At 64.8% G+C, this 26,038-nt stretch carries 28 protein-coding genes and 1 pseudogene; 11 read left to right on the top strand and 18 right to left on the bottom strand.

Going from position 1 to position 26,038, the window contains the following annotated elements; genetic code table 11:
• The 3 genes from K0M74_RS17305 to K0M74_RS17295 form a co-directional block, all read right to left on the bottom strand.
• Positions 1 to 274 (bottom strand): hypothetical protein (locus K0M74_RS17305; RefSeq protein ID WP_293975372.1); only part of this gene is annotated, 274 nt, incomplete at its 3' end.
• Between the two features lie 111 nt (positions 275 to 385).
• The gene (locus K0M74_RS17300) at positions 386 to 2,101 is read right to left on the bottom strand and encodes a M56 family metallopeptidase (RefSeq protein ID WP_293975369.1); all 1,716 of its coding nucleotides are present in this window, start codon (positions 2,099 to 2,101) and stop codon (positions 386 to 388) included.
• On the bottom strand, positions 2,098 to 2,475 hold the full coding sequence (locus K0M74_RS17295; protein WP_088442665.1) for a BlaI/MecI/CopY family transcriptional regulator: 378 nt from the start codon (positions 2,473 to 2,475) through the stop codon (positions 2,098 to 2,100). The genes K0M74_RS17300 and K0M74_RS17295 overlap by 4 nt, the downstream gene beginning before the upstream one ends.
• A 206-nt stretch (positions 2,476 to 2,681) precedes the next feature.
• Here K0M74_RS17295 and K0M74_RS17290 point away from each other — a divergent pair, with 206 nt between their 5' ends.
• Positions 2,682 to 3,653: a magnesium and cobalt transport protein CorA gene (locus K0M74_RS17290; RefSeq protein WP_293975362.1), complete on the top strand. Its 972-nt coding sequence runs from the start codon at positions 2,682 to 2,684 to the stop codon at positions 3,651 to 3,653.
• Here K0M74_RS17290 and K0M74_RS17285 read toward each other — a convergent pair.
• Together K0M74_RS17285 and K0M74_RS17280 are read right to left on the bottom strand one after the other, a co-directional pair.
• The gene (locus tag K0M74_RS17285) at positions 3,631 to 3,813 is read right to left on the bottom strand and encodes a hypothetical protein (protein ID WP_293975360.1); all 183 of its coding nucleotides are present in this window, start codon (positions 3,811 to 3,813) and stop codon (positions 3,631 to 3,633) included. The genes K0M74_RS17290 and K0M74_RS17285 overlap by 23 nt on opposite strands.
• Positions 3,814 to 3,816: 3 nt before the next feature.
• Positions 3,817 to 4,467, bottom strand: coding sequence for a glutathione S-transferase family protein (locus K0M74_RS17280; protein ID WP_293975320.1), 651 nt, complete (start codon positions 4,465 to 4,467; stop codon positions 3,817 to 3,819).
• A 173-nt stretch (positions 4,468 to 4,640) separates the two neighbouring features.
• Between K0M74_RS17280 and K0M74_RS17275 the strand changes: the two genes are divergently transcribed.
• The 5 genes from K0M74_RS17275 to K0M74_RS17255 all read left to right on the top strand — a co-directional run bounded on the left by K0M74_RS17275 (position 4,641) and on the right by K0M74_RS17255 (position 11,202).
• On the top strand, positions 4,641 to 6,260 hold the full coding sequence (locus tag K0M74_RS17275; protein ID WP_293975317.1) for a CHASE domain-containing protein: 1,620 nt from the start codon (positions 4,641 to 4,643) through the stop codon (positions 6,258 to 6,260).
• 84 nt (positions 6,261 to 6,344) lie between these two features.
• On the top strand, positions 6,345 to 7,361 hold the full coding sequence (locus tag K0M74_RS17270; RefSeq protein ID WP_293975314.1) for a LacI family DNA-binding transcriptional regulator: 1,017 nt from the start codon (positions 6,345 to 6,347) through the stop codon (positions 7,359 to 7,361).
• Positions 7,362 to 7,460: 99 nt separating this feature from the next.
• Positions 7,461 to 8,642, top strand: coding sequence for a diguanylate cyclase (locus K0M74_RS17265; RefSeq protein ID WP_293975311.1), 1,182 nt, complete (start codon positions 7,461 to 7,463; stop codon positions 8,640 to 8,642).
• Positions 8,643 to 8,683: 41 nt separating this feature from the next.
• Positions 8,684 to 8,941, top strand: a complete 258-nt coding sequence (locus K0M74_RS17260; RefSeq protein ID WP_293975308.1) for a hypothetical protein — start codon at positions 8,684 to 8,686, stop codon at positions 8,939 to 8,941.
• A 98-nt stretch (positions 8,942 to 9,039) separates the two neighbouring features.
• Complete coding sequence (locus tag K0M74_RS17255; protein ID WP_293975305.1) at positions 9,040 to 11,202, top strand: S9 family peptidase; 2,163 nt, start codon at positions 9,040 to 9,042, stop codon at positions 11,200 to 11,202.
• Between the two features lie 105 nt (positions 11,203 to 11,307).
• Here the strand turns inward: K0M74_RS17255 and soxR are convergent, their stop codons facing one another.
• Positions 11,308 to 11,781, bottom strand: a complete 474-nt coding sequence (gene soxR / locus K0M74_RS17250; RefSeq protein WP_293975302.1) for a redox-sensitive transcriptional activator SoxR — start codon at positions 11,779 to 11,781, stop codon at positions 11,308 to 11,310.
• A 104-nt stretch (positions 11,782 to 11,885) separates the two neighbouring features.
• On the opposite strand from soxR, the gene K0M74_RS17245 reads away from it, so the two are divergent.
• A complete protein-coding gene (locus K0M74_RS17245) occupies positions 11,886 to 12,281 on the top strand; it encodes a VOC family protein (protein WP_088442685.1) in 396 nt (131 codons plus the stop codon).
• 62 nt (positions 12,282 to 12,343) lie between these two features.
• Complete coding sequence (locus K0M74_RS17240) at positions 12,344 to 12,808, top strand: pyridoxamine 5'-phosphate oxidase family protein (RefSeq protein ID WP_293975295.1); 465 nt, start codon at positions 12,344 to 12,346, stop codon at positions 12,806 to 12,808.
• A gap of 145 nt (positions 12,809 to 12,953) precedes the next feature.
• On the opposite strand, the gene K0M74_RS17235 is transcribed toward K0M74_RS17240, so the two are convergent.
• A complete protein-coding gene (locus K0M74_RS17235) occupies positions 12,954 to 13,946 on the bottom strand; it encodes a dipeptide epimerase (protein WP_293975292.1) in 993 nt (330 codons plus the stop codon).
• 24 nt (positions 13,947 to 13,970) lie between these two features.
• Between K0M74_RS17235 and K0M74_RS17230 the strand changes: the two genes are divergently transcribed.
• On the top strand, positions 13,971 to 14,366 hold the full coding sequence (locus K0M74_RS17230) for a YkvA family protein (RefSeq protein ID WP_293975289.1): 396 nt from the start codon (positions 13,971 to 13,973) through the stop codon (positions 14,364 to 14,366).
• 91 nt (positions 14,367 to 14,457) lie between these two features.
• Here the strand turns inward: K0M74_RS17230 and K0M74_RS17225 are convergent, their stop codons facing one another.
• The 3 genes from K0M74_RS17225 to phaZ form a co-directional block, all read right to left on the bottom strand.
• Positions 14,458 to 14,748 (bottom strand): hypothetical protein, encoded by a 291-nt coding sequence (locus K0M74_RS17225; RefSeq protein WP_293975286.1) that lies wholly within the window; start codon positions 14,746 to 14,748, stop codon positions 14,458 to 14,460.
• Positions 14,749 to 14,873: 125 nt separating this feature from the next.
• Entirely contained in the window at positions 14,874 to 15,347 is a 474-nt protein-coding gene (locus K0M74_RS17220; protein ID WP_293975283.1) for a hypothetical protein, read from the bottom strand.
• A 303-nt stretch (positions 15,348 to 15,650) separates the two neighbouring features.
• On the bottom strand, positions 15,651 to 16,871 hold the full coding sequence (gene phaZ, locus K0M74_RS17215; RefSeq protein WP_293975280.1) for a polyhydroxyalkanoate depolymerase: 1,221 nt from the start codon (positions 16,869 to 16,871) through the stop codon (positions 15,651 to 15,653).
• Positions 16,872 to 17,093: 222 nt separating this feature from the next.
• Here phaZ and K0M74_RS17210 point away from each other — a divergent pair, with 222 nt between their 5' ends.
• Both K0M74_RS17210 and K0M74_RS17205 read left to right on the top strand, forming a co-directional pair.
• The gene (locus tag K0M74_RS17210) at positions 17,094 to 18,893 is read left to right on the top strand and encodes an ABC transporter transmembrane domain-containing protein (RefSeq protein ID WP_293975277.1); all 1,800 of its coding nucleotides are present in this window, start codon (positions 17,094 to 17,096) and stop codon (positions 18,891 to 18,893) included.
• Between the two features lie 25 nt (positions 18,894 to 18,918).
• Entirely contained in the window at positions 18,919 to 19,455 is a 537-nt protein-coding gene (locus K0M74_RS17205; RefSeq protein ID WP_366932700.1) for a DUF1993 domain-containing protein, read from the top strand.
• 23 nt (positions 19,456 to 19,478) lie between these two features.
• Here the strand turns inward: K0M74_RS17205 and K0M74_RS17200 are convergent, their stop codons facing one another.
• From K0M74_RS17200 to infB, 8 genes and pseudogenes are all read right to left on the bottom strand, one after another.
• Positions 19,479 to 19,904, bottom strand: coding sequence for a biopolymer transporter ExbD (locus tag K0M74_RS17200; RefSeq protein WP_293975271.1), 426 nt, complete (start codon positions 19,902 to 19,904; stop codon positions 19,479 to 19,481).
• A 280-nt stretch (positions 19,905 to 20,184) separates the two neighbouring features.
• Positions 20,185 to 21,303, bottom strand: a complete 1,119-nt coding sequence (locus tag K0M74_RS17195) for an OmpA family protein (RefSeq protein WP_293975267.1) — start codon at positions 21,301 to 21,303, stop codon at positions 20,185 to 20,187.
• A 130-nt stretch (positions 21,304 to 21,433) separates the two neighbouring features.
• Positions 21,434 to 21,664: pseudogene (locus tag K0M74_RS17190) on the bottom strand (DUF2793 domain-containing protein); the annotation flags it as partial.
• Between the two features lie 51 nt (positions 21,665 to 21,715).
• Entirely contained in the window at positions 21,716 to 22,015 is a 300-nt protein-coding gene (locus tag K0M74_RS17185; protein ID WP_293975264.1) for a hypothetical protein, read from the bottom strand.
• 128 nt (positions 22,016 to 22,143) lie between these two features.
• Positions 22,144 to 22,338, bottom strand: coding sequence for a hypothetical protein (locus K0M74_RS17180; RefSeq protein WP_293975262.1), 195 nt, complete (start codon positions 22,336 to 22,338; stop codon positions 22,144 to 22,146).
• Between the two features lie 170 nt (positions 22,339 to 22,508).
• Entirely contained in the window at positions 22,509 to 22,907 is a 399-nt protein-coding gene (gene rbfA, locus K0M74_RS17175) for a 30S ribosome-binding factor RbfA (RefSeq protein WP_293975260.1), read from the bottom strand.
• Complete coding sequence (locus tag K0M74_RS17170) at positions 22,904 to 23,461, bottom strand: DUF1697 domain-containing protein (protein ID WP_293975258.1); 558 nt, start codon at positions 23,459 to 23,461, stop codon at positions 22,904 to 22,906. The genes rbfA and K0M74_RS17170 overlap by 4 nt, the downstream gene beginning before the upstream one ends.
• 36 nt (positions 23,462 to 23,497) lie before the next feature.
• Positions 23,498 to 26,029 carry a translation initiation factor IF-2 gene (infB, locus tag K0M74_RS17165; RefSeq protein WP_293975256.1) on the bottom strand — a complete coding sequence of 844 codons (2,532 nt, stop codon included), beginning with the start codon at positions 26,027 to 26,029 and terminating at the stop codon, positions 23,498 to 23,500.
• Between the last annotated feature and the right edge of the window lie 9 nt (positions 26,030 to 26,038).

The raw sequence follows: 26,038 nt of genomic DNA, 5'->3' as shown, positions 1-26,038 counted from the left end.
CCCCCCCCCCCCCCCCCCCCCCCCCCCCCCCCCCCCCCCCCCCCCCCCCCCCCCCCCCCCCCCCCCCCCCCCGCGCCAGCGCGGCGCGAGCGCCATCGAGCGACAGATCGCTGCTCGATCTCTTGTGGCTCACCCGAAAATGCGGATGGTTTTTGCCCGGGGTCGCCTTCCATTCGATATCGGTCATCACCAACGGGTCGGCAGCATTGCTCGGCGCGACGCTGGCAATAACGGTCAGCAGCGCGGCGGCCGCGGCGATCATGGGGGTTTTCATGAAGTCACTCCTGTTGGCAGCGCCGGACGAGCGTCATCGCTCGCCCCCGCAGCGGCGTTTCAAAACTATGGTTCGATCAACGATATTCAGGCTTGGACAAGCGTCCGAACGTCAGTTCGTCGGCGGCACTGGCGGTTCCGGTGGTTCGGCAAACTCGATGCGCGAGACGCGGCCATCGCCGCTGCGCGCTTCCATCACTCCACCGGGTCCGATGCGGACCGCCGCGCCATGCTGCGACCTCGCGGCCACGGGTTTCGGCTTTGCGGTCGGACGGAACATCGCGGTGGCGCGCCGTTCGATCGCGTCATCGGCACTGCGCATCTTCACGCCCGCCTTTTGCATGTCGGTGACGAAGTCGCAGTCGACCCCCATCGCGCGCAATGCGACGACGTCGTCGATGCCGATGTCGGGGAAGTGCGATTTCATGTCGCGGGCAAAATTGGGCTCGATGTGCAGCGCCGACGCGCCGATCAATTCGTCAATATCGACCCCCGGGAAGATTTGCCGCATCGACCGGATATAGGCCGCATCGACCCCGCTCGCCCGTGCCGACATCAGCTGGTCCGCATCCAATGACGCACCCTCGGCGCGCATCTCGGCGGCATATTCGGCGGTTACCCCGATCGCGCGCAGGCTGATCAACTGCTCAGCGCTCAGCTGCCGGGTCGTCGATGTAGCGGCGGCTTCATCCGCCGCTTGCACTTGCGCTTTGGTTGCCGTCACCGACCGGGCTGACGCGATCGCGGATTTTTGCGCGGCAATGGCGGCGGTCTGCGCCTCTTTCGCGGTCATCTTCTCTTCCGCCGCGGTGGCCGAGAAGGCCGCGAGCGGCGCTGTCAACCCGGCCAGCACGACCAGGCTCATCAACACCCAGCTGGCGCTCGCCGGCCCGCGCTTTAGACTGGCATCAAGGACGCGGGTGATCCGGCGCTTGAGGCTGTTCTTCGACGGCGCGACGCCATGCGCCGCCATCAGCGCGGCTCTATTGTCGTGCCGCGCCGCACCCACGAGCAATGTCGCATAATCGGGACCGTCGATGTCGGCCAACAGCACGGCATCGTCGGCAGCTTCCTCGCGCAATTGATGGCTTTCGCGCGCGAGCATCCATACCAAGGGATTGAACCAGAAGACTGCGCAAGCGACGCGCGACGCAAGCAGCTTCGCCCAGTCGAGGCGCGCGATATGCGCCAGTTCATGCGCGATAATCGCCTCAGCCTCACCCACCGCCTGCACCGCTTTCGGGCTCAATACGATCGTCGATCGCAGCAGTCCCCAGCTGATCGGCGAGCGCAATTCGTCGCTGACCAGCAGCGCGGTGCCATGCTTGAACCCCATCCGCCGCTGCGCCTCGGCCAGCGCCGACAGCCACGATCGTTCGACCAGCACCTCGGCACGCCCGCGCATTGCGAACAGCCGCAACACCGCGAGTAGCATCACTCCAAACAGCAGCGCGAGCGGGACAAGATAGAGAAAGGGGGCAAGGTCGGCCCCCACCGAAGGGCTGATCGGCGGCGATCCGGCGGTGTCGGCCACGACAGGGACTGAAGCCGCGGCGAAGGCCGGATCGACCGCCGATCCCCCTATCTCGGTGAGGACGAAAGCCGTCGGCTTCGTCTCGGCAACCCAGGTTGCGGGCAGCGGCTGCCACAGCGGCAGCACCAGCGAGGCGACCGGCAACACCAGAAGCGCGAGCAGCCCGACATGCGCGACCAGCGACCGCTCGCCCGCCGAGCGTGAGCGCGCCAGCTGCAGCAATCCCAGCGTCAATCCGGCGATCAGTGCCGATTTCCAAGCGAGCCCGATCAGCATGGTCGTGGTGATCATCATTTCGCTCTCCCTTCGCGCGCCTGCCCGATCAGCTTTTCCAGCTCGTCGAGTTCGTCCGCGCTCATCTCATCCTGCATTCCGAGCAACGCCGCGGCGGCGCTCGTCGCCGATCCGTTGAAAAACACCCGCACCACCTGGCTCAACGCCGATTTCCGCGCGGTCTTGTCCGACACGCTTGGCGCATATACAAAACCGTTCTCCGACGCTTCGCGCACGACGAAACCCTTCGCCTCCAGCCGTTTGAGCATCGCGCGGATTGCCGACCCCGACAATTCGTCGGACAGCGCCTCGCCGATTTCGGTCACCGTCGACGCGCCGCGCTCATAGAGAATATCGACAATCTCGCGTTCCCGCGGCGGCAAACTGGACAACATGCGACTCACCTCATGCGCTACATTTGTAGCGTGCTACATTTGTAGCGCAGGTTTGGCAAGAGGGTTTTGTTGGGATAACACAGTCGGGCAGGCGCAGCCTCGCGACTGGCGCCGATGCCCAAACCCGCGACATTGATTTCCCTTCCCGGCTGCCCCGATTATAGCAGCGCTGGCCCCTGTGCCCAACCAGATGGAGTTTCCCGCCAATGCCGATCATGGCCGCCCGCGTTTATCATGATGGCAAGCTCGTCCGCGACATCGGTCCCAACGAGGAGCTCCCAGACGATTGCGCCGAGGGAGATTTCTTCTGGCTCGGGCTCTACGAGCCAACCCCCGGCGAACTCGAAGGGATCGCCAAACGCTTCGGCCTCCATCCACTCGCTGTCGAGGATGCGACCAAGGCGAAACAGCTGCCCAAAGTCGAAGTCTATGGCGACCAGCTGTTCATCATTGCCAGCACGGGCAATTTGGGGGCGGGGACGATCCAGTCGGGCGAGACCGCGATCTTTGTCGGGCGCCATTTCGTCGTCACCGTCCGCCACGGCTCGGCGCGCACCCACAGCGAGGTGCGCGCGCGGCTCGAATCCTTGCCGGCCAAGCTCGCGCACGGCCCCGACTACGTCCTCTATGCGATCCTCGATTTCATCGTCGACGGCTATTTCCCGCTGATCGACGCGATCGAGGACCGCATGCTGCTGGTCGAGGACAGCGTCATGGACACCCCGCTCGACGCCGCCTCCATCCGCCAACTTTATGCCCAGCGCCACGAAGTCATCCGCTTCCAGCGGCTCGCCGGATTGATGAAGGACGTCGCCGGGCGCCTTGCCGGAGAGGATGACCTGCCGTGCATCGACCCCGCAGTACGCCCCTTTTTCCGCGACGTGTGGGACCATGTCCAGCGCGCCGAATTCCGCCTCACCGGCCTGCGCGATGTCGCCGCATCGGTGATCGAAACCAACGGCATGCTCGAACAGCAACGCCAGGGTGTCATCACCCGTCAGCTCGCCGCCTGGGCCGCGATCCTCGCGGTGCCGACCGCCATCGCAGGAATTTACGGCATGAATTTCGACTTCATGCCCGAACTCGACTGGGCGCTCGGTTATCCCTTCGCGCTGACCCTGATCTTCGGCGGCTCGGCGCTCGTCTTCTGGCGTTTCAAGAGTATCGGCTGGTTGTAGGCATCCATCTGCCCTTTGTCCGGCTGGTCAGATGAAACTGCCAGCAGCGGTCGCAGCGATAGGGCCTCAGCGCCAGCCCGGCGACCTTTGCCGCATCGAGTGCCACCGCGGCCGACGCATAGCGCGCCTTGCGCACGCAGACGCTCTGCCGCGTCCGCATGGCTCAGCCCGCCATTACCTTGGCAATCATCCGCTCTTCCTTTGCAATCCACGGTGCAATGCTCGGGCGCGACAGGATGGCTTCGCTCCACGCCGCCACCTTGGGATAGGTCGCCGCGTCGACCCCGCAGCCGCAGTGGCGCAGGTTCATCAGCGGCGACGCGACCGCCAGGTCGGCCAGCGTCAGCCGGTCGCCGACCAGATAGCCCGACGCCGGGATCGCGGTTTCCAGATACGCCAGCAGATTGGGCAGCTCCTCGGCCTCGGCTTGCGCCGCCGCCGCTAGGTCGCCCTCGCGCCCCAGGAATTTCGGCGCGACGATGCGGTTGAAGAACATCTTGCCGCCGCACGCCGCCAGCACCGTGTCGCCAAACTCGTCCCACCAGATCACCCGCCCGCGGTCCTGCGCGTCGGTCGGGATCAGCGGCGGGTCGGGATATTTGGCCTCCAGATAATGGATGATGGCGCTCGAATCGGCGAGGGTGAAGCCGTCGTCCTCCATCGCGGGCATCTTGCCCAGCGGCGACGCCGCGCGGAATCCCGGATCGGGATCCCCGATGCCGACACCCTTCAGTTCGAAATCAATCCCCTTTTCGCCCAGATACGCCAGCAATTTGCGCACGAACGGCGACACCAAAGACCCGTAAATAATCATCCCGCGACGCTCCTTTTTCCAACCTCGGCAGAATAGAGGAAAGGTTGCGCTCCGCAACCCATTCGCCGCAGTATTGACGTCCCGCGAAATATTCTTGCCAACGCCAGCGCCGCGTGGAACATCGGGAGCGCGAGGGGGGCGCTGCTGCGGCAGCCATCAGGCAGGAAAAATGAATGCGCCCTAATTCATGGGCAGATCGGCTGTTGGCGCTGCTGGTCCGGTTTGTCGGGCTGGTCATCCTCTTGGCAACGCTCGCCGCCGCCACTGCAAGTTTTCTGTATAATCAATCGGAAGAGGCCGACCGTGCCGAGCGTGTCGCGGCGCAGGTAAACATGCGGCTGCACGATCATGTCGCGGTGCTCAAGGGTGTGCGCGCGCTCTATCAATCGGACGCCGCCGCCAGCGGCCCCGGCATCCGCGCCTATCTCGCGGCGCTCCAGCCACAGGTACAGGCGCCCGGGATGGAGGGGGTCGGTATCGCCGTCGCAATGCGCGCCGATACCCCCGCCGCAGTCGAGGCCAAGCTGCACGAAAATTACGGCCGCGACATCAAGGTGTGGCCCGCAACCGACCAGCCGATCGGCTTTCCCATTGTCCTGGTCGAACCTTACACCCCGCGCCGCAATGCCGCGCTCGGTTTCGATATGTACAGCGAGCCGACCCGCCGCGCCGCGATGCGCCGCGCCTGGCAGACGGGCCAGCCCGCGGCGAGCGGCATCGTCCTGCTCGCCCAGGAAAAGGGCATGGCAGCAAAACAACCGGGCTTTCTGATCTACCTGCCCGTTTACGCCCGCACCGCAGTCGGCGCGAATTCCGATACGCTTGCCACCGCGCCCGGAACCCGTGCGGTCGAAGCCTTCGTCTATGCGCCGTTCCGTTCGGCGGACATGATGAAAGCCGTGCTCGGAACGCAGCTCGACACGATCGACGGCATCGAAATCTACGCCGGCGAAGGCCCGGCGGCACCGCTCGTCTTTCGCAAGGGGACGATGGGCTGGGACGCACAAGAACAGGTGCTACGCGTCGCCGACCGACAATGGACGATGCGCATATCCTATGGCCGCCTGCTCGAACGGCTCGGGCGGCCGCTCGCCATCATGATTTTCGGGATCGCCGTCGCGCTGCTCGCGACTCAGCTTCACCGTGTTCAGCGGCGACGCATCGACGCCTTTCAGGCGCTCGCCGCCGAAAAGGCGCGCCATGCCGAGGACCGCGAGCTAATGATCGGCGAAATGGCGCACCGAATGAAAAACGCCTTTGCGCGCATCGGCGCGCTCGCGCGCATCACCCTGCGCGAATCGGCCAGCCTCGACGAATTCGAAACCAAGTTCGACGGCCGCATGCGCGCGCTGTCCGACGCCAAGCAGATGCTGGTCACCGGCGCGGTCGACAGCGTCGAACTTGGCAAGATCGTCCACCGCGAACTTGAACTCGCCGGACGCTCGCCCGAACAGATGGCCGCGGTGACCGGTCCCAATGTCCGCCTCGACGACGAAGGCGCGCAAGCGCTGTCGCTCGCGATCCACGAATTCGTTACCAACAGCATCAAATATGGCGTTCTCTCAGGACATGGCGACCTGGCGGTGAGCTGGCGCCGCGACGAGGGCGACATCGAACTGAATTGGACCGAAAGCAATCTGCCCACCACCCCGCAGATCGACAGCGAAAGCTTTGGCACCCAGTTCATCCGCACCCTGATCGAGCGCCAGTTGAAAGGCAGCTGGGACCGCAGCGCCGCCGACCACCGCCTTTCCATCACCATCCGCTGGCCCGACCGTGAACTCACCCGCTGACCACGCAACGCAGCCATCCGTAGCATCCGATTGACAACCCCCGCCCCCCCGGCGAGAGAACGCGCCGAGGAGAGAGAGGCCGTCATGACCGCAAAGATGCTGCGCCCGACATCGTTCGACGTCGCCGAGCGCGCCGGGGTGTCGCAATCGACCGTCTCGCGCGCGCTGCGCAACTCCCCCGGGGTCAACGCCGAAACCCGCGCCCGCGTCTCGGCGGCGGCGCGCGAGCTTGGCTATGTCGTCGACCGCCACGCCTCGTCGCTGCGCCTCAAAAGCAGCGAGACGATCGCGCTCGTCACCATCTGCCGCCCCGGCGAAGACCGCAGCGCGATCAACCCTTTCTATTTCGCGCTGCTCGGCAGCATCGCCGCCGCGACCTCGGCGCGCGGCTTCAACCTGCTCGTCTCGTTCCAGGAAAGCGAAGCAAATTTCCGCGCCGATTTTGTCGCGTCGGGGCTGGCGGACGCGATGATCGTCATCGGCACCACCAGCAACCGCGCCGCATGGGACTATTTCGCCGCGGCGCAATCGTCGGGCCTCGACTTCGTCTGCTGGGGCAGCCCCGGCAGCCCCTTTCACTGGATGCGCAGCGAAAATGACGAGGGAGGCCAGCTTGCCGCCCAACATCTCGTCAAACTCGGCCGCCGCCGCATCGCCTTTGTCGGGCCGCAGCAATCGCCGCAGCGCCAGTTCGACGAGCGCCGCGACGGCTTCACCGCGACACTGGCCGCGCACGGGCTGACGCCGATCATCGCCGAGCCCCCCGCCGCCGCCGACCGCCACGCGCAGGGCGTTGCCGCGGCCCATGCGCTGCTCGCCGATCATCCCGACACCGATGCGATCTTCGCCGCCAGCGACATGCTCGCGCTCGGCGTGCTGCAAGGCCTCAAGGACGCCGGGCGCCGCGTGCCGCAGGACGTCGCGCTGATCGGCTTCGACGGAATCCGTGCCGGCACCCTTGCCGACCCCGCGCTCACTTCACTCGAACCCGATCTCGACGCCGCCGGAGAGGCGCTCGTCGCGATGGCGCTCGAGGATGACGAACGCACCCGCAGCGGCACGCGGATCCCGGTGCATCTGGTCGTACGCGGAACCGCCTGAAGGTTCGTGTCTTTTACATCTACTGTGACCTAACACACAGAAAAGTAACAATTCGTTATCCATATCGCCGCTACCTTCGGTGGCAGAGAGGCGAGCATTTTGTCGGGTCAGTTTTTTATTCAGTTGCTCAATCCGGGCATCGGTCTGTTGTTCGCGGTCGCCTTTTTCCTGCTGTGGCTGAACCGCCGCGACCGCTATGTCGCTTATGCCGCGGGCGCCTATACCGCCTCGGCGATCGCCTTCCTGATCCTCGATGTCGGCCCCGCACTGCCCTACGATCTGCACCGCATCCCCGCCAATATCGGCTTCCTCGCCACCGGCGCGCTGTTCGCGGCGGCGATCATCCGGCGTTACGGATTGCCGGTCCCCTGGCGCGCGATGGCGGTGGCCAGCGCCGTCTCGATGGCATTCTTCCTGTGGTTCCTGCTCGGCTCGCTCAGCATCGGCGGCCGTATCCTGTCGATCAGCATTGGCGCCGGGATCATCGCGGCGATGGTCGTCCGCGCGCTTTGGCCGATCAAGAAACGCTATGTCATCGACAGGGTATTGTTCTGGGTCGCGGCGCTGTCGGCGGTCAACCTGATCGCCCGCCCGATCGTGTTGTTGTCGCTCGGCGGCGGCTTCGACAACTATGACGGTTTCCAGCAGTCGGTCTATTGGACAACGGTGCAATTTACTCAGGCAATGGTGTCGATCACGGCGGCGATCAGCCTGATGGTCGCGGTCGCAATCGACCAGATCATCGAGCTGCGCCGCCAAGTCGATGACGATAAACTCTCAGGCCTGCTCAACCGCCGCGGGTTCGAGGCAAAGGCCGGATCGGCGCTCCGCCGCTATCTCGACGACGATCGCCCGGTGGCGCTGATAATCGCCGACCTCGACCGCTTCAAACAGATCAACGACAGCTATGGCCACGCGGTCGGCGACGCGATCATTGCGGCGTTCGGCGCGCATGTTCGCGCCATCGGCCCCGCCGAAATGATTGCCGGCCGCATCGGCGGCGAGGAATTTGCGCTGATCGTCCCCGGCGCGGGGATTGAGACGGCGCGCCAATTTGCCGAAGCGGTGCGCATCGGCCTCGCCCCCGCCGCCGCCGACCGCATCCCGTCCACGCTCGTGCCGACGACCAGCATCGGACTGACCATCGGCACTCCCGGCGCCAATCTGTCGGCGCTGATGCACGAGGCAGATCAGGCGCTCTACGAGGCCAAGCGCACCGGCCGCAACCGCGTCCGCACCTTCACCCCAATATCGGTCCGTCAGGCCGCAGGCGGCGGCTGACGCAAATTTTTGATCCGGGTCACCGCGGCAATGGCATCGGCGTGCCGATCGTCCGCGTCGCGGGCGGGCGCATCCTCACCTGGGGCGGCGCCCGCCGCGCCGAAAACCGCTTTAACTGGGCGGTGGTCATTTCCCCGAACGGCACCAATACCGAAGTGTGCATTTTCGAGGCGGTCGGCGACGACCCCGAACTTTGGGCCTCGACCTGGCACGTCCCCGGCCAATCGCCCGTCATGAAACAAGGCGGCTGCCCATCGGCGGCAGAGGATTATCCAGCCGCCGAGATCGCTGCGGGATAGAGGGCGTGTGCAGTCCGCCGCACGCAACCGGACGTAGTTGACGCGCCGTCCCGAAAGAGACAGACCTGCACCGGTTGGCAAAAAAAGGGACGGTTTTCATGCGCAAACTTGAAATTCTCGGTGCGAGCCTGCTCGCACTTTCTTCGCAGCTGAGTTTTGCGCAGGATATGCCGCCCCCGACGCCAACCGCTGAGGAAAAAGCCACCCCCACCCCCGCTGCAACACCCGGATCGGCGGTCGGCAGCGCGCGCACCGCGCCCGAACGCCGCCTGACCGGCGCCGACCTGTTCGATCTCGCCATCGCCGCCGATCCGCAGATCAGCCCCGACGGCCGCCACATCGCCTATGTCCGCCGCCAGAACGACATCATGACCGACCGCGCGGTCAGCACGATCTGGCTGATCGACACCGCGACGGGCGACGAAACCCCGCTCGCCGGGCGGCAAGGCGGCGCCTTTGCGCCGCGCTGGTCGCCTGACGGCAAGCGCCTTGCCTATGCCTCGACCGACGGCGGCAGCGCCCAGCTGTGGGTGCGCTGGATGCAGGGCGGCGAGGCGGTGCGGCTGACCGGCCTGCCGACCGCGCCCTCATCGCTTGCCTGGGCGCCTGACGGCCGTTCGATCGCCTACACGATGCTGGTCAAGGATGAGGGACTGAAACTCGGCGCCGCACCCGCCAACAAGCCGAAGGGCGCGACCTGGGCCGAACCGCTCGAAATCCGCGACCTCCTCACCTATCGCGCCGACGGACAGGGCTATGTCGAACCGGGCTTCGAAAAAATCTTCCTCGTCCCCGCCAACGGCGGCGCCCCGCGCCAGCTAACCTTTGGCCCCTATCACGACAATGGCCCGCTCAGCTGGTCGCGCGACGGCCGCACGCTGTATTTCGCCGCCAATCGCAAGCCCGACTGGGAAACCGACGCGCTCGAAAGCGAGGTCCACGCGCTCGACGTCGCCAGCGGCCGCATCACCGCGCTCACCGACCGCAACGGTCCCGACGCGAACCCGCTCGTCTCGCCCGACGGCAGCAAGATCGCGTATCTCGGGTTCGACGACGCCGGGCGCGCCTATGAAAACACCCACCTCTATGTGATGAACCGCGACGGCTCGGGCCGCCGCAACCTCACCGAAAATTGGGATTACAGCGTCGACGCGATCCTATGGGGTGACGGCGGCCGCGCACTCTACGCGCAATATGACGATCATGGCGAAACCAAAATCGCGCGCATCGACCTCGACGGATCGGTCCGCGACGTCGCCAAGGGGCTGTCGGGCGGCGGCATGGACCGCCCCTACACCGGCGGCAGCTTCACCGTGTCCGACGGCGGCGCGATTGCCTTCACCGGCGGCACCGCCACCCGCCCGGCCGAGGTTCAACTCGCGCGAGGCGGATCGGCGCGCATCCTCACCGATCTCAACCGCTCGCTTCGCGAAGTCAAAGCGCTCGGCGAAGTCCGCAAGATCACCACCCCCTCCAGCCACGACGGCAAAGAGATCGAAGGCTGGCTGACCCTGCCCCCCGGCTATGTCGAGGGTCAACGCGTGCCGTTGATCCTCGAAATCCACGGCGGCCCCTTCACCGCCTATGGTCCGCATTTTTCAACTGACAACCAGCTTTATGCAGCAGGCGGCTACGCCGTCCTCTCGGCCAACCCGCGCGGCTCGACCAGCTATGGCGAGGCGTTCGCGCAGGAAATTGACAAGGCCTATCCGGGCAATGATTATTTCGACCTGATCAGCATCGTCGACCGCGCCATCGCACTCGGCGTCGCCGATCCCGACGCGCTGTTCGTCACCGGCGGCTCGGGCGGCGGCGTGCTCACCAGCTGGATCGTTGGCAAAACCAACCGCTTCAAGGCAGCGGTCACCCAGAAACCGGTGATCAACTGGACCACGCAGGCGCTCACCGCCGACGGCCCCGCCTTTTTCGGCCCCTATTGGCTCGGCGCGATGCCGTGGGAAAAGCCTGAACTTTACTGGTCGCTGTCGCCGCTGTCACTTGTCGGGAATGTCGAAACCCCGACCCTGGTCGTCGTCGGCGCCGAGGATTATCGCACCCCGGTCAGCGAATCCGAACAATATTACACCGCGCTCCGCCTACGCGGCGTGCCCACCGCGCTCGTCACCATCCCCGGCGCCAGTCACGGCGGCATCGCCGCGCGCCCGTCGCAATCGGCCGCCAAGGCTGCCGCGATCCTCGCCTGGTTTGCCAAATATCGCAAAGGCTGGACCCGTGCCGCCGCCGCGCGCCCGTCCGACTGACGCGCGCGGCGTCGCGAGTCCACCGGCGGCTTGTCCCGCGCATACATTTCCTCGTTGGCTGGAGCGCCTGCTAACGACTCCATTGCCGAAACACACTCGCGCGCTTCAACCAAGTTCCGCAATATCTCCTGCCCGGTCGCCCAGCACGTAACGCGGCCCCGCGCCGCGCTGCGCCGCCTTGTCCTGCGCGTTGTACAGCCCGCATTTCTTCAGGCTTAGGCAACCGCAACCGATACACTGGTCGAGCAAGCCGCGCGTTCGGGTCAGCGCCGCGATCTGCGCGTCGATGCGCGCGCGCAGCCCGGTGCTGATCCGCGTCCAGTCAGCGGCATTCGGGGTCCGTCCGGCGGGCAGGCGCGCCAGTTCGGCGGCGACCTCCTCCAGGCTTAAGCCCATCTGCTGCGCGATCAGGATGAACGACACACGGCGGATGTCGGCGCGCAGGAAGCGGCGCTGGCCGCCGCCGGTGCGCAGTGCATCGAGCAGCCCCTTCGCTTCATAGAAACGGATCGCCGACACTGCGACGCCGGTGCGCGCCGCGAGTTCGCCGATGGCGATTAAATCCGTCCGTTGCTTCACTGCGCCCTCCCCTGCCCGATCACCATCCGTATAATCGTCGCTTGACCTAAACCTTACTTCAGCTTTCATAAATCGCTGCGTCAACCCGAATCAGGAGCCAATCCGTGACGTATCCCTTTATCGAGCATATCAATCTTACGGTCAGCGATCCCGATCGCACCGCTACCCTTCTCGCTGCCATCTTTGGCTGGCACGAGCGGTGGCGCGGCCCGGCGCGCGACGGCGGCCGCACGATCCACCTTGGCAGCGATGCCGCCTATGTCGCGCTCTACACCGGGCCGGACGGACAGCATGCAGGCATCCGCTATCCCAAGGGCGAGCCGCTTAACCATGTCGGGGTGCAGGTCGACGATCTTGACGCCATTGAAGGGCGCGTAAAGGCGGCTGGCCTCACCCCCTTCAACCACGACGATTATGACCCCGGCCGACGCTTCTATTTCTTCGATCCCGACGGCATCGAATATGAGGTCGTGAGCTATGTCGAGCCGCAGCGACGCTAAGCCGGGCAACAATGGAGCGGCTGCCGCGTTGTTGACTCATCAAGAGAAAAGGAGACCCCTCGATGAGCGACGATATCAAAAAGCAGTTCTGGAAAGCCCTCGCCGACAGCCCCTATGTGATGGTCGGCACCACCGGCAGCCGCGAGCATCACATCCCGATGAACGCGCAGCTTGACAAGGATGCCAACAGCGCTTTCTGGTTCTTTACCTCGACCGACAACCGCCTTGCGAACGGCGGTCCGGCGATGGCGCAGTTCGCATCCAAGGGCCACGACCTGTTCGCCTGCATCGCAGGAACGCTGGTGCTCGAAAATGACCGCGCCGTGCTCGACAGGCTGTGGAGCAACGGCGTCGCGGCTTGGTATGACGGCGGCAAGGATGATCCCACACTTGTTCTGCTGCGCTTCGACCTGGCTGATGCCGAAATCTGGACCGCCGATCCGGGGATAAAGGGCGTTTTCAAACTGATGACCGGCATGAAGATGAACGAAGGCGATCTCGGCAAGCACGCCGAGGTGGCGCTGTAACTCCAAATCCTCCCTGTGCCGCAGGCATCGGAGGGGATGGCAGCCCGAAGGGCTGACGGAGGGTCTAAGGCGAAACGCTGCCGCCCCTTCACCACTCATCTGCGATGAGCCCTTCCCCTCCCCATCGCTGCGCGACAGGGATTTGTCAAACGACCGGCGGCCCAATCCGTCCCTCGCGAAACTCGAACCCACCCTCACGGTCCCGCGCCAGCAGCGCGGGGCCGTCGAGGTCGACCCATCGCGCCCGCTGCGCCAGTACGAACGCCGGTGCGATCGCCAGGCTGGTCGACAACATGCATCCGACCATGATCGACAGGCCGGCGGCGTCGGCAGCATCGGCGATACGCAACGCCTCGGTCAGCCCGCCCGCTTTGTCGAGCTTGATGTTCACCCCATCGTAGAAGGCGCCGATCCGCGCGACGTCGGCGGCGGTCTGGCAGCTTTCGTCGGCAACGAACGGGATCGGTGCATAAATCGGATCGAGCAGCGCGTCGGCGCCGACCGCGACGGGCTGCTCGATCATCTCGACCCCGAAATCGGCGAGTGCTTCGGCCTCAGCCAATATGTCGAGCTGCCCCCAGCTTTCGTTGGCATCGACAATCAGCCGCGCTTCGGGCGCCCCCGTCCGCACCGCGGCAACGCGCAGCCGATCATCCTCGCCGGTCAGCTTGATCTTGAGCAGGCGATAGCCGTCGGCCTCGGCGGTCGCGGCCTGCTCGGCCATCGCCCCTGGCGTGCCGAGCGAGATGGTGAAGGCGGTAACCCGTGCCGTTGGCGCGCCATCGCAGCCCGCCACCTGCCAGAGTCGCAGCCCGCGCTGCTTCGCCGCCAGATCCCACAAGGCGCAATCGAGCGCATTGCGCGCGGCGCCGGGCGCCACCAATTCCTGCACCAACGCCCGCGCGGTGGCGGCATCCAGGTCGGCGATATGCGGCGCCGCCAGCAATATCTGATCGCGGCATGCCGCGGCATCCTCGCCCAGATAATAGGCCGGCGTGCCTTCGCCGCGCCCGATCGCGCCCTCGCTCTCAACCTCCGCCACCACAACATCGACAAAATTATTGGCGCCGCGCGCGATCACAGACGATCCCGCCACCGCCCAACGCTCGACCCGCGCGCTTTTCAGTTGGATCGCCATGCAGGAAGGCTAGTATAGATCGCGATGACCGGCAAATCCCTTTCCGAACGCATCGGCGATCTTGGCCATCGTCTCGCGGTCGAAGCGCACGCCGCGTGGCTTGCCGCACGCGACCCGCGCGTGCCTGTGCTCGCGCGGTTCTTGGCGATCGCGGTCGCCGCCTATGCATTGTCGCCGATCGACCTGATCCCCGATTTCATTCCGGTGCTGGGCTGGCTCGACGACCTCCTTATCGTCCCATTGGGACTGTGGGCGGTCCGCCGCCTGATCCGCGGCCCGCTCTGGAGCGAACTCCACGCCGCCGCGGAGGCCGCAAGCGAACGCCCGTCGAGCCGTGTCGGCATGGCCGCGATCTTGCTGCTGTGGGCAGGATTGCTGTATGTCGCCTACTGGAGCGTGCGCACCTCGTCCTGGCACTAAGGGTCGCAATGCCGCACGGTGTGGCTGCGGTCGTCGGCATCCCGTCAAATCCGGAATCGTCGCGCCGCGCGCAAGGCTCGAGAACCACCAATTAGAGGTGGCGCGTCTCGTTTGGGCTGGTCCACCAATTGTTCTGCAGACCGTCGCAAAAGGTGACCGGGGCGGAGACCAGTTCCTCGACCGCCAGATCGTCGATCGCAGCGACCCGAACCGAGGCAAAGGCGCCGCCCAGCTCTTTCAGATAGCCGCTGCCGTGCGTCTGGGTTCTGCATGTCGCACAGAATTTGTGCGCTATCGCGAACGCTTCGGTTTCGCGCGCATAGGTCGCCAGGGCGTCTTCGCCCGAAACCAGCTCGAAATCCTCGGGCTTCAACCCGCCCACTTTCCAGTTCCGCTGCTTTCAGCAAAAGGTGCAGTTGCACTTGCTGGTGCCAGAACCGACATCCATGTGAAACCGAAATTTCACCGCGCCGCAGTGACAGCTTCCATCATACCAGCGTTTCATCATCACTTCCTTTCGATCACGGTTATGGCGGAATTCGTCTTTTCGAACCATTGCGATGCGTTGATGACACGCTGCGGGGCGACCGCCTGCGCGGCCTGTTGCAGCATCGCCCGGTTCTTGTAGCTGCCGATCACCATTACGCGTTTGCCCGGATTGGCTCGCACGGCCTCTACCATCCGGACCGACATATGGCTGTCCCAGCGCGCCTGCGCCGCCGCAAATGTTGGTCCGGCCAATGCGAACTGCGCCGCCTGTACGCCGGTGGTCAACGACGCGGTCGTATCGTCCTGCACCTGTCCGGCGCGCTGCCAATGGAGAAGGAGTATGTCATCGACTTGGGCGCCCAGCCGCGAAAGCGCCGCGGCGCCGTCGGGATTGCGTCGCCTTAGCGCATCGAATGCCGCCCCGGCCTCGCCCGTGATCGCCTGGAACACCGCCCCGCCCGGCTCCATCGCCACCGCTTCAACGGGGCACATATCCGGTCGGCCGCCATCAGCACGGCGGGCGACAAAAGCGCCCAGACCGAAAAGACCGCCGCAGTGTAACCGAGCGTCGGCCACCAATCCTGTTCGCGGCCGTGATAGGTTGCAAAAAGCTGGCCTTGCGCCGCGCTGGCCAGCGTAACGAACATCCACACCGCCGCGCCGACGCCGATCGGCAGCCATTGGTTGCCCACGGCGCGCATTGCAGCAGCCAAGGTTGCCCCGATGCGGTTGGTCACTTGGATCATTCCTGCTCGAATCGACCGCGATAAAGGCCGATGCCGATGGCGGCGGACGTTATCCGCCGTTGCTCCGTATCCATTTTTCGACCACCGGCGCAATATCTTCGCGCCATTTGCGGCCGTTGAAGATCCCGTAATGACCGACCGTCTTCGCCATCAGATATTTCTTCTGTTCGGCCGGCAGGTTCTTCGCCAGCGTCAGCGCCGCTTTCGTCTGGCCGATCCCCGAAATATCGTCGCGCTCGCCTTCGATCGCGAGCAGGGCAATATCCTCGATCGCATTTAGATCCACCGGCTTGCCGCGATGCAGCATCTCGCCCTTGGGCAGCGCGTGGCGCTGGAACACGACATCGACGGTCTGCAGATAGAATTCGGCGGTCATATCACACACCGAGCGATATTCGTCGTAGAATTCCTTGGTCTTGTCGGCCTCTTCCCCGTCACCGTCGACCAGATGTTTGAACATCGACCAGTGGCTCATCATGTGATTGCCCAGGTTCATCGACATGAAGCCCGCGAGTTGCAAGAACCCCGGATAGACACGCCGACCGGCGCCCGGATAATAGGCCGGGACCGACGCGATGACATTTTCCTGGAACCACGCATGCGGGCGCGTCATCGCATGCTGATTGACCGCGGTCGGCGCCTTGCGCGTATCGATCGGGCCGCCCATCATCGTCAGCGTTTTCGGACGGCATTTATTCTTGTCGGCGGCCATGATCGCTGCAGCGGCAAGCGCCGGAACGGACGGCTGGCACACCGCCAGCATATGCGCGCCGGGGCCGATATGCTCCATCCAGCCGATCAGATAATCGATATAATCGTCGAGGTCGAACCTGCCCGCCTCCAGCGGCACGTTGCGCGCGTCGCGCCAGTCGGTGATCCACACATCATGCCCGGGCAGCATTCGCTCGACCGTGCCGCGCAGCAAGGTCGCATAATGGCCCGACATCGGTGCGACGATCAGCAACTTGGGCGCGTCTTTCGTACCCTTGTGCTTGAAATGCTTGAGCTGCCCGAACGGTTTGCGCGCCTCAACTACCTCGGTCACCGGCACCACTTCACCACCGACGGCGGTCTCGTAAAGGTCGAACGCGGGCTTGCCGCGCGGCGCCGCGGCATGCGCGAATACTTCCAGCGCCGATGCAAATTGCGAACTGCCGCCAAAATAGCCCAGTGGGTTTGCCGGGTGCTGCATCACCTGCGCGCCCGCGGTCGCCAGCGCGCTCGCGCCCGCCAGCCAGCTCTTGTGCATTTCAAAGGCGTGATACAGCATGATCGATACGTTCCTTGGCAAGCCCCGACGCTCTATGGGCGTCTGTTCGTTAGCGCCAGTCTAGGGCATCCAATCTATTGTGCAATGCGTCATAAACCCAGATCGCCATCATCTTTGTCCGAAATTATGCGTCCAACTATGCAGCCCGGCTTCATGATCCATGAAGCACAGCGCCATTCTGCGCCGTTGAGCGCGGGCGCCACCACTGCTAGGGCCGCTGCGATGGCCAGCACCCCCGACCTTTCCGCTGCGAAAGCCCCCACCGAACCCCGCCGTAAGCTCGGCAGCCTGCGGATGATCTGGCATTATGCCAGCCGCTACCCGCTGCAACTGGTCATCGCCGCGGTCGCGCTCGGCGTCGCAGCGCTCGCGACCTTGGCAATCCCGTGGCAGTTCAAGGAAATGATCGACAGCGGCTTTGTCGCCGGTGGCGGCGATGTCGCGCCGCATTTCCGCTTATTCTATGGCATTGTGCTAACGCTGGCGCTGGCCACCGCGCTGCGCTTCTATTTCGTCAGTTGGCTGGGCGAGCGCACCGTCGCTGACATCCGCCAGGCGGTACAGCGCAACCTGCTCCGCCTCGCACCGGGTTTTTTCGAGGAAAACCGACCGTCCGAGATCGCCTCACGAATGACGTCGGACACGACGATCATCGAACAGGTCGTCGGCACGACGGTATCGGTGGCGCTGCGCAACATGGTCATGGGAATCGGCGGCATTGCCTACCTCTTCACCCTGTCGCCTAAGCTCACTGGCGGCATCCTGCTCGGCATCCCGGTGATCATCATGCCGATCGTCCTGCTCGGTCGCCGCCTGCAAAATGTCTCGCGGACGAGCCAGGATCGCGTCGCCGACATCGGCGCGACGACGTCGGAACAATTGGGCGCCATGAAGATCGTCCAGGCATTCGGTCAGGAAGAGCGTGAAGCGGCGCGCTTCTCGAGCGCGGTCGAAGCGACCTTTGCGACCGCCAAACGCCGCATCCGCCTGCGCGCGATCATGACTGCGATCGTCATTGGGCTGCTATTCGGCGCGATCACCACTCTGCTCTGGTATGGGGCCGAGGGGGTTGCCGCGGGAACGATCTCCGGCGGCACCATTGCTGCCTTCGTCCTCACCGGCGGACTCGTCGCGGGCGCGTTCGGCGCGCTGACCGAAGTCTATGGCGACCTGCTACGCGCCGCAGGCGCCGCCGAGCGGCTCAGCGAACTGCTCAATGCCGAAGCGAGCATCGCCCCACCCGCGCAGCCGCGCGCCTTCCCCGAACCGCCACGCGGTACGCTCGAATTCGCGAACGTCGAGTTCCATTATCCGACGCGCCCCGACGCTCCGGCACTCCACAATTTCAGCCTCGCGATCCAGCCGCGCGAAACCGTTGCAATCGTCGGCCCCTCGGGCGCCGGCAAATCGACGCTGTTCCAGCTTGCCGAGCGATTTTACGATCCACAGGCGGGGCAGATCCTGCTCGACGGCGTCCCGCTCGTTGACGCCGACCCCGCCGACATCCGCACCCGCATCGCCATGGTACCTCAGGAAACGGTGATCTTCGCCGCCTCGGCGCGCGACAATCTGCGGTATGGAAATTGGGACGCCAGCGACGAGCAATTGTGGGACGCCGCGCGTGCCGCCAATGCAGAGGAATTCCTCCGCAAGCTGCCCGACGGCCTCGACACCTTCATGGGCGAAGGCGGTGCCCGACTGTCGGGCGGCCAGCGCCAGCGCGTCGCCATCGCCCGCGCGCTGCTCCGCCGTTCGCCGCTATTGCTGCTCGACGAAGCGACGTCGGCGCTCGACGCCGAATCCGAAAAGCTGGTGCAGGACGCGCTCGAAACCTTGATGCACGACCGCACGACGATCGTCATCGCGCATCGGCTCGCGACCGTGCGTGCCGCCGACCGCATCATCGTCATGGATAACGGCCGCATCGTCGAGGAAGGCAAGCACGACGCGCTCGTCGCCGCCGATGGTCTCTATGCCCGCCTCGCCCGCCTGCAGTTCCAGGACAATCTCGCCCCCGCCTGATCGCCCACCCGCAAAGGATATGACGATGCTCTATGATATGATCGTTCCGGCCTATAAGAACGGCCTGGGCGCACTGTCCGCGCAGCTCGACAAGGCGCTCGCGACGGGCGCGGAGAACGGCGTCGGCGAAATGCAGCTGATCGTCGCGCGGCTCGCGCCCGATATGTTTCCCCTCGCCTCGCAGGTTCGCTTCAGCTGCCTCCAGGCCATCCAGCCGCCGACGCGTCTCGGCGCAATCGGCGCGCCCACGCTGACCGACGACGCGACCGACTTCGCAGGCCTTCAGGCCCAAATTGCTGCGACGCTGACATGGCTCGACACCGTCGACGCAGCCACGCTCGACGCCGACCCGGACCGGGCTGTCAGCTTCGATCTGCCCAACGGCATGGTCTTCGACATGACCGCGCGCGCCTACGTCCGCGACTGGGCGCAGCCGCAATTTTACTTCCATCTTGTCGCGGCCTATTCGATCCTGCGCCACATGGGCATCCCGCTCGGCAAAGTCGACTATGTTGGCTATATGATGGCATATCTCCGCCCCGGTACGCCGCCGTCTGCTTGAACGGGGCTGGGAACAGCTAGCGATCAGATGGTCGCGGCATATCGCTCGATGCCTGGAAAAGCGATGGCTGAGCCCCCGTTGCGCCGGATTTCACCGATGGCCTGATCGACGCGCAGGTACCGCGCCCGGGCTTCGGGCTCGAACTTCAGCGTCGCAGGATCGCGCTGCCCTGATGCCACCTTCACCAGTTCGCCAAGCTGCGCAAGGTCGATCGCCTCGCCATTCCAGCGGATCACGTCTGCAGTGTCGATGGTGATGCGGTTCTCCTCGCGCACCTCGGCGGGGCCAGCGTCAACGCCCGGCAAAGTCACATCGACACTATGCGTCGGCGGCGGAATGGTGATGATGAACATTACCAGCATCACCAGCATGACATCGATCAGCGGCGTCGTGTTGATCAACGGACTGGCATTGGGATCGGTGCGAAAAATGCTGCGGCGTCGGCGCATAGTCTCTCTCCCCATAGGGCACAGCCAATGCTGTCTTTCCTGACTGGCAATCAGCGGCGCATGTGGCGACCTTGCGCCCTGCCTCGATCAGCCGACCGCACAATCGTTATGTGATAATATAACATTCTCCTGGTCTGGCAAGCAAAACTCGCGCGTTCAAACTCGTCTGCGTCTTGCGCGGGTAAGGCCGGGATCGACACGTCCCAAGAAGAAAGGGCGGCACCTTGCGGTACCGCCCTCACTTGTTTCTTCCAGTCCCGATCGGGAGCGGAAACCGGTCTTACATGCCCGAGTTCGGACCGTAAGTGATTTCCACGCGACGGTTCTGGTCGTTGCGGACGCCATCGGCGGTAGCAACGGCCGGACGGCTTTCGCCGAAACCTTCAGCGCCGATCGAGCTATCCGAGATACCGCGAGCGGTCAGATAGCTGCGAACTGCGTCGTTACGACGGTTCGACAGGCCGACGTTGTACGTGGCCGCACCCGAACGGTCGGCGTGACCGGCCAGCATGACCTGCGTACCCGTGCAACCACGGTTGTAAGCGCTGATTGCGTTGTCGAGCGTCGAAGCCGCTTCCGGCGTGATGTTCGACTGATCCCAGTCGAAGTACACGATGTACGGTCCGGGCTCACACACCACCGGAGGCGGCGGCGGCGGGGGCGGCGGGGGCGGCGGGGGCGGCGGGGGCGGCGGGGGCGGCGGCGCCACAACCGGCTCCGGTGCACCACCGAAGTTGTACGTCAGCGTACCCAGGATCGAGTGCGAGCGGAAGCGCGTCGAAACGTCACGGCCGACCTGATCAACCAGATCGATATTGTCGACGTTGAAGAAACGATACTTCAGACCGGCATCCCAGTTGCTGCTGAGCGGCGCGCGAACGCCGGCAATCGCCTGCCAGGCGAAGCCCGTGTCCGAATCGTCGAGGAACGCACCAGCGAAGACGGGTTCGACCGACACGCGGGCAACACCGGCACCACCGCCGACAAAGCCCTGCAGGCCGTCGTCGTCGCCGAAGTCGAGCATGCCGTTGACCATGAAGCTCAGCGCATTCGTATCGCCGTTAAGCGCCGTGCCGCCGGTGTAGAGCGCACCGGTTCCTGACGCAGTCGCCGGAATGCCCGGAACGCCGAAGCGACCCGACTTGATGTCGGCTTCGCGATAACCGACTTCGACTTCTGCGCGGAAACCGCCGAAGTCATAACCAACCGTACCTTCGAAATCATAACCGGTGCGATGGTCCAGCGATGCGGCATTGTTAAAGGTCCCGATGTCGAGATCCAGATCTTCGACGATCATCACACCGCCGCCGACGCCAACGTACCACGAGCCATCGCGGGCCAGAGCGGGCGACGCCAGGGCAGTGGAGGCTAACGCCACAGCTAAGGCAAGCTTCCTCATAGTAATTCCCCTTTCAAATTGAGATATACGTCTCGGCAGACGTCCTACTCGCCGCTTTGGTTCCGTGCAAGTGAACAAATCGCTAATCTGTTGCCAAAAAGTCGCACTTTTAAAACCAACGAGAGGAAATTCAGCCTGAAATCAGAAGACCCTGCGCCTGCAGGTGCTGGATCAACGCAGCTAGCGCGCTACGCGCTTCGGCATCGATTGTCGAGCTACCAGATGGGCCGACGATGGTTACCGGTGCGACCCATTCGCCGTCGTCGAATCGGAGCCGCGCCCCATCGGCCAGCCGCACGACCACCATCCCGACTTGTGGCGCGACAAATCGCCAGTCGCCGGCCGTCCAGATCACGATCGAATTCCCCTGCCCAGACTAATCGCCCGTCGGGACCTCGCCAACCAGCCAGCATCACCCCGCGTCAGGTTCCGCGGGCCGATCGTTTAGCGGCCCGCCTTCGACCTTGGCATGGTCCAGCGCATCAATCAGCGTCAGCGCCTCCTTGTAAGTGACCGCCTTTTGTGCCTGCGCCACGGCCAACATAGGCAATGCAAAGCGCAGGGTCGTCGGCATTTCACTCATGGTTTCAGCCTCTAATGTCATGGACAAGGACAAGGACAAGGGCAGTGACAGTCCAAAGTCGCCGACCTGGCGTATCGCGATCATCGTATCAGGCGGCAGCGCCGCCAGAACAGCGGCCGCGATATGCAAATCCGGGCTGGTGCGAACCCAAGGCGCAAAGCCGGGACCCGGCGTTGACAAGGTGATCCGCCACGCCTCCTGCCCCTCCCCGATCGGCAGGTTGCCATGGTCAGCCGCGCGAACCCTCCGCACAGCGCCTAGTGCCGGCGCGCCGTGAATCCGGCATTGGGCAGCCGTTCCCCATACATCGCATTGCCCGCCACCCCCGCCGAGCGCGCCGATGCGGCGACGTTCGAAGACTCCGCCAGCGATTCCAGAAACAGGGTCATCGGCGCGGCCCCCGGACGCACGCTGCACGCATCCCGTGTCGCTGACTTGCCGATCTGCGCCATGGACCGCCCTCCCCAAACGCCAGTCGGGCCGGAACAGCCTTCCGCCAAACGGAAGGCTCTTCCGGCCCGTCTCACAATTCTTCATGATGTGACAAGTGTTCCAGATCGGCGCGAAGATTTTAGGCGAAATATCCTATTTGGTTACACAATCATTTCTGAAACTGGGCGCTCTACTCGCTCTCGCCGCCCGCCAGGTCGCGCACGACCTTGGGATCGCGCAGCAGTTTTTCGATATGGCTCGCCTCGTCAAAGCTCTCATCCGACAGGAATTTCAGCTTCGCGGCATATTTCATCGCCATCCGTTCGGCGACGCTCTTTTGCAGCCAGGCAGTGTTGGTGCGCAGCGCCTTCAGCACCGCTTCTTCTTCCTTGCCGAGCAGCGACTTTACGAACACCGTCGCATGGCGCAGGTCCGACGACATGCGAACCTCGGTGACGCTCACCGGGTGCTTGGTCAGCTGATCGTCATGCACGTCGCCGCGCGCGAGGATTTCGGACAGGATATGGCGCACCTGTTCGCCGACGCGCAGCGCGCGAACCGTGGGGCCTTTGGTGTCTGCCGCTTTCATGCCGCGCCCTTCTCCAATTCATCCAGCTTCGCGACAATCCGCGCGATCGAGCGCATGTTGCGCGCCGTACCCTTATGCTCCAGCTGCCGCTCGATCAGGCGCGCGGTCAATTTGCTCTCGGCCACGCCGTCGCCATAATCGATATAGAGCGCGCGGTCGCCGAGCGCGAGGCGCTCGTTCGGCTTGATCCATTTGTCGGCCGCCAGCGCATCAAACTGCGCCTGCGTTGGCTGCCCGTCGAGGAACATCGTATGGACGAATTTGTCCTCATTGGCTCCCGCAAACGGATTGTCGGCAATCGCCGCGGCAAGCTCGTCACGATCGCGCACAAGCGCCGCGCACTGCATGTCAAACCGGTCATCGACCATCAACGTCAGCTTTTCCTCCAGCCCGCGCGTCGGCCGCGCCGGGTGCGAGAAAATGACATTGCCGCTAGCCACCACCGTCTCGACATCGGCGAACCCCTCGGCCTCGAACGCCGCGCGCAGATCGGCCATCGTCAGTCGGTTGCCGCCGACATTGATGCTGCCGAATAAGGCCACATAGCGAGCCATGCCGACGCCTCCTGATCCGCGCAGGGCGGACGCCTGTTACAGCGTCCGCTCGCGCATTTCGACTTCGAAGACTTCCAGATTGTCGCCCGCCTTGATGTCGTTGGTATCCGACAACACGACACCGCATTCCAACCCGGCGCGCACTTCGGCGACGTCGTCCTTGAAGCGGCGCAGCGACGCGATGGTCGTTGCCGACACGATGACATCGTCGCGGGTAAGGCGTGCATGCAGCCCCTTGCGGATGATGCCTTCGAGCACGAGCAGACCCGCGGCCTTGTCGCGCTTGCCGGCCGGGAATACGTCCTTGACCTCGGCACGCCCGACGACGGTTTCGATCCGCTCCGGACCCAGCTCGCCCGCCATTTCCTTCCGGATTTCGTCGGTCAGGTGGTAGATCACGTCATGGTACATGAAGCGCACATTTTCGCGCTTCGCGATATCGCGCGCCTTCGGATTCGGACGGACGTTAAAGCCGATGATCGGCGCCTTGGTTGCCGCCGCCAGCGTCACATCGCTTTCGGTGATCGCCCCAGCGCCCGACTGGAGCACGCGGACGCGGATCTCGTCGGTCGACAGCTTGTTCAAGGCGTTGACGATCGCTTCGACCGACCCCTGCACATCGCCCTTGATGATCACCGGGAACTGGATGACGTTGGTCTTGTCGGCCAGCGCCTCGAACATCCCTTCTAGGCTGACCGGCGCCTGCACGGTGCGCTTGCGCGTCGCCTGTTCCTGACGATAGGTCGCGACTTCGCGGGCGCGCGCTTCATTTTCGACGACGGTGAGCGTATCGCCCGCCATCGGGACACCGCCCAGACCGAGGACTTCGACCGGCATCGACGGGGTCGCCGACTTGATCTGCTTGCCCTGATCGTCGATCAGCGCGCGAACGCGGCCGCTTTCGGCGCCGCAGACAAAGATGTCGCCAACCTTGAGCGTCCCGCGGCGAACGAGGATCGTCGCCACCGGGCCGCGGCCCTTGTCCAGCTTCGCCTCGACCACCGTGCCTTCGGCGGCGCGATCGGGGTTGGCTTTCAGCTCCATGATTTCGGCCTGCACTGCGATCGCGTCGAGCAACTTGTCGAGCCCGGTCTTCTTCAGCGCCGACACTTCGACATTCTGCACATCGCCGCCCATTTCCTCGACCACCAGCTCATGTTCGAGCAGGCGTTCGCGGACGCGCTGGGCGTTGGCGCCTTCCTTGTCGATCTTGTTGATCGCCACGATAATCGGCACGCCCGCCGCCTTGGCGTGGGCAATCGCCTCGATCGACTGCGGCTTCAACCCGTCGTCGGCCGCGACCACCAAGATGACGATGTCGGTGACATTGGCGCCGCGCTGACGCATCTCGGTAAAGGCTTCGTGGCCTGGCGTATCGAGGAAGGTGACCAGCGACCCGTCGGGGGTCTTCACCTGATAGGCGCCGATATGCTGGGTGATGCCGCCGGCCTCGCCCGCGACGACATTGGCGCCGCGCAGCGCGTCGAGCAGGCTGGTCTTGCCGTGATCGACATGGCCCATGATCGTGACCACCGGCGCGCGCGGCTTCAGATGTTCGGCGTCATCGATATCTTCGTCGTGACGAATATCGACATCGCCTTCGCTGACGCGAATGATCTCATGCCCGAATTCGGTGACCAGCAGTTCGGCGATGTCCTGATCGATCGTATCCGTGCTCGCCGACGGGCTGCCCATCCTGAACAGCGCCTTGACCAGGTCGCCGGTCTTTTCGGCCATGCGGTTCGCGAGTTCGGCGACCGTGATGCTTTCGGGCACCACGACTTCGCGGACCTGCTTTTCGCGCGGTCCCGACGATGCGGTGTGCGAACGCTTTTCCTTTTCGCGGGCGCGCTTCAGCGCCGCCAGGCTGCGGGCGCGGGCGCCTTCATCTTCGTTGAGCGCCCGCGTGACGGTCAGCTTGCCCGACTGGCGACGCGTATCGCCACCGCGGCTCGGCTTGGGCTCGGGACGCTTCGGCTCGGGGCGCTTGGGCGCCTCGACCGGGGTAAAGCGGCGCGGCGCCGGGGCGGCGCTGGTCGGCGCGCGCGAGGCGGCCGCGGGCTGCGGCGCCTCGGCTGCGGGCGCCTCGGCAACCGGCTCGCCAGCGGCGGCAGGCGTCGGTGCGGGCGTCGGCTCGGCGGGCTTGGCGGCCGCCTGTTCGGCACGCTGCTTTTCTTCTTCGGCAGCGCGGGCGCGTGCAGCCTCTTCGCGGCGGCGATTGTCCTCGAGCGACGACATGCGCGCCTCTTCGGCCTCGCGCAGCAATTGCGCCTGGCGCTCCTGGCGCGACATCAGGCTGTCATTCTCGCTCACGCGCGGCGCGGCGGGTTTCGGCGCGGGCGGAGGAGCAGCAACGGGCGCGGGCGCCGGAGCGGCCTCGACCTCTTCCACCACCGGTTCGGGCGCAGGATCGCCGGGACGACCGAGCACGCGGCGACGCTTCACCTCGACCACCACAGTATTGCGGCGACCATGGCTGAATTGCTGCTGCACCTGTCCGGCCTCGACCGTCCGCTTCAGCCCCAAAGGCTTGCGGGTCAGGGTCGGTTTGTCCTGTTCGTCACTCATCGAAACTCA

This window comes from Sphingopyxis sp. (assembly GCF_019459305.1).
Taxonomy (GTDB): Bacteria; Pseudomonadota; Alphaproteobacteria; order Sphingomonadales; family Sphingomonadaceae; genus Sphingopyxis.
Note: the sequence above shows the minus strand (reverse complement) of the source record. Positions and strands in the feature narration are given on the sequence as shown.